The sequence below is a fragment of the Bacteroides sp. genome (genome assembly GCA_036351255.1).
Lineage (GTDB): Bacteria > Bacteroidota > Bacteroidia > Bacteroidales > UBA7960 > UBA7960.
Genome location: JAZBOS010000108.1, coordinates 1 through 7839, shown reverse-complemented (window position 1 = coordinate 7839; position 7839 = coordinate 1). Strand labels below are relative to the sequence as shown.

The 7839-nt window shown below is 50.7% G+C and carries 5 protein-coding genes; 2 read left to right on the top strand and 3 right to left on the bottom strand.

Annotation, left to right across the window (positions count from 1 at the left end; all coding sequences use genetic code 11):
* The 3 genes from V2I46_10515 to V2I46_10505 all read right to left on the bottom strand — a co-directional run.
* Window positions 1–647, bottom strand: a 647-nt coding sequence (locus tag V2I46_10515; protein MEE4177932.1) for a carboxypeptidase-like regulatory domain-containing protein, incomplete at its 3' end; no start/stop codon positions are given.
* A 303-nt stretch (window positions 648–950) separates the two neighbouring features.
* On the bottom strand, window positions 951–2417 hold the full coding sequence (locus V2I46_10510) for a RagB/SusD family nutrient uptake outer membrane protein (protein ID MEE4177931.1): 1467 nt from the start codon (window positions 2415–2417) through the stop codon (window positions 951–953).
* A 40-nt stretch (window positions 2418–2457) separates the two neighbouring features.
* Window positions 2458–5505 (bottom strand): TonB-dependent receptor, encoded by a 3048-nt coding sequence (locus V2I46_10505; protein MEE4177930.1) that lies wholly within the window; start codon window positions 5503–5505, stop codon window positions 2458–2460.
* Between the two features lie 300 nt (window positions 5506–5805).
* Here V2I46_10505 and V2I46_10500 point away from each other — a divergent pair, with 300 nt between their 5' ends.
* Both V2I46_10500 and V2I46_10495 read left to right on the top strand, forming a co-directional pair.
* Window positions 5806–7185: a SusD/RagB family nutrient-binding outer membrane lipoprotein gene (locus tag V2I46_10500; GenBank protein ID MEE4177929.1), complete on the top strand. Its 1380-nt coding sequence runs from the start codon at window positions 5806–5808 to the stop codon at window positions 7183–7185.
* Between the two features lie 436 nt (window positions 7186–7621).
* Window positions 7622–7839: hypothetical protein (locus tag V2I46_10495; protein ID MEE4177928.1), on the top strand; the 218-nt coding region annotated here is incomplete at its 3' end.

Sequence of the window (7839 nt, the reverse complement as noted above, 5' to 3'; positions counted from 1 at the left end):
ATACTCTCAATGTTGGATGGGTCAAGGTCCATGATGGCATTCCCATAGTCAGTGCCTCCCCATTGGTCTACACCTGTGGCAAAGTTGCTGACCGGGGTCCCGTCGATGACAAACAAGGGTTGGTTGTTGCCAAAGGAACTGTTACCCCTGATGGTGATGCGCGAGGAAGAACCTATGGCACCACTGGCATTGGTGACCTGCACACCGGCCACTTTACCCGAGAGGGAGTTCACCAGGTTGGCATCCTTCACTTCCGAGATGTCTTCGCCCGAAACACCCTGCACCGAATAACTCAGCGCCCGGCGCTCGCGCGAAATACCAAGGGCCGTCACAACAACCCCCTCAATCTCAAACACCTCTTCTTCCAGGGCTACATTGATCACTTCGCGCCCATCAATCCTCACCTCACGGGTCATAAACCCTATAAACGAATAGATCAATGCGCCGTCAGGCGGAGCCTGGATCTCGTAGCGCCCATTAATGTCCGTAACGGTACCTACCGTGGTTCCGCGTACCATTACCGAAACGCCAGGAATGGTCATACCATCCTCTTGGCTGGTTACCGTTCCTGTTACACGGATCGTTTGCGCATACAGGCTCATGCCCATCAGCAGCAACAATCCGGTCAGGATCAGAATTCGCTTCATGTTTTGTTGGTTTTAGTTTGTAAATCTGTTGGTTAACTTGAATAAACCAAAATATCTGATTCATTCAATTGGTAAATGTATAAAAAATCGCAGGATATTGTTAACGAAAGTTAATTTTTTTGGTAATTTAAAACTTTTTTATATAAGATTACGGTTACATATGTTTCATATATATCCTATTAATCCGTCTCTCCCCTCGTAATGAATTGTTCCTTATCATATTAATTAAATCATCTTCTTAAAAAAGCAAAAGGGCCGCTGCCTTCAGGCAGCGGCCCTTTTAAAAAAACAAAACAAAAACCATTAAAGGTAGGCCTGATTCTGGACCAGGTTGGGGTTTACATCCATCTCACGCTGGGGGATGGGCATCACCAGGCGGCCATCGTTCCAGGGAATGGTTTCACCCACATAGGGTGAACCAGAGGGGGCTACGACACTGCCCCTGAACCTTCGCAGATCGTGCAGGGCGTGTCCCTCAAAACACAGTTCACGAAAGCGCTCCTGGCGAATCAAATCCAGCGTCAGGCTTTCCCATTCAGAGGCATTGGCGCGGTTGCGGATGGCCATAATATCATCCAGGGGTTCAGCCCCAATAGCGCTTCCATTGCGGAAGTTGGCCTCTGCCCTCGATAGGATCATCTCTGCCAGGCGAATGACCTGGATGTTGGCATCGTGCTTGCCCCATTTGCTGCTGTTGCGGTTATTGGGACGCGTACCCACCCCCTTGTAAAACATGGTGGGCACATCGGCAATGGTGACGATGCCGGGGTCAGCCACATAAGTGGCACGCAGGTCGGCGGGCTCATAACGCGTCATATGCTGATCAGTGATAGCCACATCGCCGCGTCCCAGGCCCTTCAGGCTGGCAAAGAAGGTGGTGATCCCGTCATTTGACTGGCCTGCATTACTTAAGGCGTCCTGAAGGATCATAAACACATCTTCCGATGAATAGTCATCATTGTTAAAGCAATCTCTCGGGTCATCCAGCAGGGCCGAATATCCTCCAAAATTGTCAATCACAAAGGTAGCCTCCTGGGCCGCCAGTTGCCATTCTTCCATGGCCAGGTGAACCCTCACCAGGAAAGCCGCTGCGGCACTGGCAGTAGCCCGGCCGCCGTTGTCACCCGAACTGGTAAAGGCCGCCAGTTTGGCCTTGGCCCCGTTCAGATCGGAAAGAATACTGGCATAAACGTCGGCCACACTGGCCCGGACAGGATAACTGCTTTCATTGATGCCTGCCGTGGGGGTCAATACCAGCGGAACACCCGGCTGCGTGTTAGCCTCGCCCTTGACAAAAGGCAGGCCATAAAACCGCACCAGTTCAAAATACAGCATGCCCCTGATAAACAAGGCCTCCCCCTCTATGCGGTTCTTTTCATTTTCCCTGACCACATCCAAACTAGCCAAAACGTTATTGGTCAGGTCAATGGCATGGTAGGCCCTGATCCATTTGGCGGAAATATCGCCACTGGTCGGGTCAAACGATTTCCAGTTCATCTGGCGGTATTGAATGAAAGTACCTAACCAGTTCAGGTCGCCTTCATTGGCCACCAGGTCACTGTGAAAAATACTGGTGCCGGCATACAATTGGGGCCCGGCGATCCGTTCCCAGGCGCCGTTGATGGCATTCTGCACCCCGTCGTGATCTCCGTATATGGTTTCATCGCTTACTGACTGCTGGGGCTCCACATCGAGAAACTTCTCACATGACTGGAGCAACACCACCGCCAGAAGCATTCCTATGAATGAAATGATCTTTTTTGTTTTCATTTTCGTTCAATTTTTTTATGATTAATTCAGGCGGTAGGCCTTAAAAAGTTAAGTTTAACCCAAAGGTAATGGTCCGGGGTTGGGGGGCCGTATAGAAGTCCCAGCCCGGCGTCATGTTCAGGGTCTGATTGGAAAGACCCGTTCCCGCAGAGTCTGCCTCAGGGTCCCAGCCCGGATATTCCGTATAGGTCCAGAGGTTGTATGCCCTGACAAAAACACGGATGCTTTGGAAGTTGGCACGCTGCACCAGTTGTGAAGGCAGGGTATATCCAAGGGTCACGTCCTTCAGGCGGATATAGGAAGCATCAAAGATCAGCAAACTCGACCTTCCATAGCCGTTGCCAGTCCAGAACCGCGGCTGCGGATACTTGGCATCACGGTTATCCGGCGTCCAGTGGTCGTTGTAAATATCCAGGGTTTGATTGTCAAACCACGAAAAACCATCGGCCTGCCACTGACGACCTCCGTTATAGATATCATGTCCCCAGACAAACTGCAGCATGATGTTCAGATCAAAGCCCTTGTAACGGAAATTGTTGCTGAAACCACCCCAGAAATCAGGGTTGGGGTCGCCCACGATGCGGTTCTCAGCCTGGGCCAGCGAAGTGGTGGTAGCCGTCGAATCCGGATCCTCGTACCGGTAAAACAGGGCATCACCATTCTCGGGGTCTGGACCTATATATTCCTTGGTATAGAATACCCCGATGGGATACCCTTCCATTACACGCCAAATGCCGGAAGCAATGATCTGATCGTCGATATCCGTTACTATATTCTTGTTAAAGGCAATGTTGAAGTTGGTATTCCATTTGAACGCCCGGTCAATGTTCACCGTATTGATCACAAACTCCCAGCCTTTGTTCTCCAGGCTGCCCACATTCATGTAAACGCTCGTAAATCCGGTTGAAGCGGGAACCAGTGAACTCAGCAACAAGTCTTCGGTATATTTTTCATAATAATCGATCTCACCCGAGATGCGGTCATTCAGGAAACCAAAGTCAATACCCACGTTATACTGGGTGGTGGTTTCCCAGCGCAGGTCAGGGCTGGGAATGCTGCTTGAGATCATCCCCGGCAAGCCCGCATAGTTGCTTCCCAGGTAAAGACCCCGTGAAGCAAAGTTGTCGATCTCGGAGTTCCCGGTCTGACCTACGCTGAAACGAGGCTTCAGGAAGCTAAAGGTTTTGTTGTTGGCCAGGAAAGGTTCGTTGGTGACCACCCAGCCTATTGAAAGGGCCGGGAAGAAGCCCCAGCGGTTATCCCTGCCAAAACGGGAAGAAGCATCCGTGCGGGCACTGAGCGTCACCAGGTAACGGTCGAACAGCTTCATATTGGCGCGTGAGAAGAAGGATGCATAGCGGTAGCCTGTGCCACTGGTTGTGGCGAAAGTGATCTCGGAGGCACTGGCAATGCGCTTAAACTGGTCGTTGGGAAATCCCCGCCCCTCAATGGCAGCGAAATCAAAATCAGCCCGCTGGACACTGGAACCCGCCACCAGGTTCAGGTCGTAATCATCAAAAAACACCTTATTAAAGGTGAAATAATTCTCCATATTAAAAATTTTGGAAGTGACCGAACGGTCGTAGGCATAGCCCGAAGGCCCGCCATCGTTGGTCAGCCTGCCCTGGTATTCTATTTCACGCTGGTTCAGGATGTCAATCCCCGCTTCCGAACGGAACGTAAGCCCAGGTAAAATTTCAAGGTTGGCGAATACCGTTCCCAGGTTGCGGAATACTTCTGTGTCAAAATTATTATACTTCCTTACAATCAACCCATTCTCATACAAGGTCAGTGAATTCAGCTCACCAGTATACGGGTCGTGGGTAGGGTCCATGGGTGGTAACGCAACCATTTGTAATGGCGTGGCAAAAGCATTATCGTCGGCCACCCTGAAGTTGCGCGAGCGAATCAGGTTCATGTTCATGCCAAAGGAAAGCCTTTCCGTGGCCTTCTGGTCGAGGTTCAAACGGCCGCTGACACGGTCGAAGGTGTTGCCATTGACAATCCCCACCTGGTCCATAAACGAAAGCGTGGTGTAATATTGCGTATTCTCGGATCCGCCGGAAGCCGACACATCAAATTGCCGGTTCCCCCCTCTGCGCAAGGCTTCTTTTTCCCAGTTTACGTCCGGGCCCTTATTCAGGTCGGTCGGGTTTTCAATGTCTCGCCAATAGGCCAGCCCCCAGTCGAGGGCATCTTCCCAACTGTCAAAACTTGAATAACTGCCATAGGGATCTCCTGCCGTGTTGGTATACGCCTCCCTGAACATCTCCAGGTACTGGGCACGATTCAGGAAGCCCACGTAGTTGGAAGGCTCGCTGAAACCCAACTGGGTGGAAACATTGAAACGGGTACGGCCTTCCTTACCCCTTTTCGTGGTGATAATAATTACCCCGTTCGAAGCCCTCGACCCATAAATGGCCGCTGCCGAAGCATCCTTCAACACCTGCACCGATTCAATATCCGAGGCGTTGATGTCAGCCAGGGGGTTGGTGGGTTCATTACCTGCATCCCCCAAGCTTTGCGACACAATGGGAATCCCATCCACCACGTACAAGGGCTGGTTGCTGGCTGTGATAGAGGAAGATCCCCTGATCCGGGTCCGGATGCCCTGGCCGAGTTTGCCGCTGCCGGCCTGCACGTGGACCCCGGCCGTACGACCCTGCAGGGCCGTCTCAATGCTGGGCAGGGTGTGCGATTCAATGTCTTCGGCACGTACCGAAGAAATGGACCCGGTCAATTCATATTTTAACCGCGTGCCATAACCTACAACGACAATCTCATCGAGCAGGGCCACATCAGGCTCAAGCACTACGTTGATGACCTGACGGCCTTCCACAGGTATTTCTACCCTTTTCATCCCGATAAAGGTGAAAACCAGCACCCCATCAGGACTTACATTCAGCTCATAGCGTCCGTCGATCCCTGTGGTAGCGCCCTGAATGGTGCCTTTGATGAGAACCGTCACACCGGGAAGTGTCGACCCATCAGAGGCATCCGTGACCGTTCCGCTTACGCGGATCTGCTGCCCGAGCAGGGTAAAACCCGTGAACAGCAGAATTCCTAATACAATTAATGTCCTCTTCATTTGATTAAAATTTAATTGTTTTATGGTTGTACAGAAATCCTGTGAAGAGGTAAGAACCCCTTCAACAGGACTTTTCAAATTTATTAAAAAAAACTAATTGCATTATTTAATCTCCCAATTTAATTATTTTATATAATAATATACATATGATAATACAAGCAAGCCTAATAAAGATCAATAGCAAGCAGGCCTTTCAGCAAAGTCTTGTAAAATTTTAGTACTTTTATGGCCCTGAAAAAATACCAGGGAGGTATTTTTTTCATTCTTTTTGATGGAGATAAGCACCAAAAAATAACCAAAATGAAAACCCGTATCCTGAATGTCTTCCTGCTCCTTATGCTCCTAGTGAGCATCCCATCGTGCAACCTGTTTCCCGAACCCGAAGAACCCGATTATAAGGCCGAACTGGAAACCCTGCTGCCCGGCACCCAATACCTGGTGGCTTATTTTTCCGGCACTGATTATGGCCGGTTTCAGAATCAGTGGATGCAACAACTGGCCGGCATCCGGGGCGTGCACGGCGCTGTAGATATTTATAACCTCCAGGAAAGCTACCTCGACGACCCCTGGAATCTGTATTACAAGAGTACCTATCCCAATCTTTACGGCATCGTAGCCAATGCCGATGAACTGGGCAGCAAGTCGTACCGCGGCATTGCCCGCATCCTGCTTGCCTGGAACCTGGGGATGATGACTGATGCCTGGGGCGATATCCCCAACACCTCTTCCCTCGATTATATCAGCGGCTTTTACCCCCCCTACGACACCCAGAGCGATATCTATATGTATTTCCTGGGTTTGCTCAACGAAGCCATCGTTGATCTGAACCAGGCCATCGGCACCGACACCATTCAGCCCGGCGAAGACCACGACCTGATTTATGGCGGCGACATGCAGCAATGGATCAAGGCGGCCCATGCCATCCGCCTGCGCTATACCCTGCGTCTGGCACACCAGGCCGGGAACTACGACATTGCGGCGAACTCCATCATCCCGGGCAATATGTTTTCCAGTAACCAGGACGATATGGAGTATTATTTTACGGGCAACCAGGTCAACCCCCATTTTTATTACGACAATACGGTGCGCAACACCCGGATGGGTAAGTATTTCGTGGATAAGCTCAAGGAAACCGGCGATCCCCGTCTGCCGGTCTTTGTAAGGAAAAGCACCACCGATAATGAGTATAGGGGCAGCGCACCCGGCGAGAACAACTTCAATGCCTCCTTTATCGGCACCTCGGTGGCCGACCAGCAGGCTCCGGTATTGCTCATGACCTATGTGGAGCAAAAATTTATTGAAGCGGAAGTGTATCAGCGCACCGGACAACAGGCCCTGGCCGATGAAGCCTTTGAACTGGCTGTGAAAGCTTCGCTGCAGAAATACAACGTCAGCGACCCCGAATGGGAAGCCGTTCACGCGGAGATCGAAAACGTCAGCCTGCAGCAAATCATCGAAGCCAAATACATCGCCCTGTTTCTGAACCCGGAAGTGTTCAGCGACTGGCGCCGCACAGGTTTCCCCCAGTTGACCCCCTACCAGGGTTCCACCTCAGGCAGCACCAGCCCGCAGCTTCCGCGCAGGTTTATTTACCCCGCCGACGAAACCATTCACAATTCGCCCAACATCCCGGAAGATGTCACCATCTTCGACCGCGTTTGGTGGGATGTGGAAAGATAAGGCATGACCCTGGCCAGCAACATCGCCTGGCGGAAAAAGGGGGAGGCATGGCCTCCCTCTTTTTTTCGGAGCGCCTGTGTCATCCTGTAAGGATCCCGACCCCTTAAAGAGCCCTTGTCCCCCCGTAAGCATCTCTCCCTGTTTTCACCAGGGAAAGGACAAAAAAGACAAAAAGGACAAAAAAGACAAACCCTTAAAATTGTCCATTTCCCTGTTTTTTCTTCAGAAAGTGATGCAGGTGTCTGGGCTGGTCCACATCAACGAAAAAGGGCTTTTCAGTAGATTCATATTTTTTACTATGAATGTGAACCCTGGAGGGATGTTTTTTACAGGGAGGATAAGCAAGGGCCGGATGCGTATCTTGAAACCCTGGGTCGGGAATTCTTCTTTTTCAGGATCTGCATGATGCTTTCGGCACTCAGAATCCCAGGATTTATTGCCTGCCGGATTCACCCACCAGGCTTACCAAGAGGTTGGCCCTAAATCTGGGGTTACTCATATAACTCTTACCGGAATATTCAGGTTTTTTCTTAAAATGGGCTTTGTTAAACGCTTACAGTGTGATGATTACAAAAAAATCAGGCAGGAAGTTCATGCAACAATTGAACCGCATGGACAAAAAGGAGACTTGTCTTTTTTGTCCTTTTTGTCCTT

What these genes read in the sequence shown, in the direction of transcription:
- V2I46_10510 (MEE4177931.1), bottom strand. Translation starts at nt 2,417, where the DNA reads ATGAAAACAAAAAAGATCATTTCATTCATAGGAATGCTTCTGGCGGTG.
- V2I46_10505 (MEE4177930.1), bottom strand. Translation starts at nt 5,505, where the DNA reads ATGAAGAGGACATTAATTGTATTAGGAATTCTGCTGTTCACGGGTTTT.
- V2I46_10500 (MEE4177929.1), top strand. Translation starts at nt 5,806, where the DNA reads ATGAAAACCCGTATCCTGAATGTCTTCCTGCTCCTTATGCTCCTAGTG.